The organism is Brevundimonas sp., assembly GCF_046293315.1.
Taxonomy (GTDB): Bacteria; Pseudomonadota; Alphaproteobacteria; order Caulobacterales; family Caulobacteraceae; genus Brevundimonas.
In genome coordinates this window covers 274-563 of record NZ_JBKBPF010000103.1, presented here as the reverse complement: position 1 = coordinate 563, position 290 = coordinate 274, and the positions used below count along the sequence as shown (strand labels likewise).

The following is a 290-nucleotide window of genomic DNA, read 5'->3' as shown; positions in this document are numbered from 1 at the left end:
GCGGCAAGGCGCAGCTTGGCGCCGCGCTGTCAGAGATCGAGGTTCCGGAGCGGATCGAGGTGCTCTATGCGGAACAACCCATCCCGATGGGTCTGGGCCACGCGGTTCTTTGTGCCGAAGGGCTGACCCTGCCCGGCCCCTTTGCCGTGATCCTGCCCGATGACCTGATCCTGGGGCCGCCCTGCCTGTCCGAGATGGCAAGCAACTACACCGGCGGCCACATGATCGCGGCGATGGAGGTGCGGGCCGAAGAAACCGGCAGCTACGGGATATTCACCCTCGCGAAGCCC

1 pseudogene is annotated in these 290 nt (G+C 66.2%); it reads left to right on the top strand.

Annotated elements, in window-relative coordinates:
* Positions 1–290: pseudogene (locus ACK4SE_RS14235) on the top strand (hypothetical protein); the annotation flags it as partial.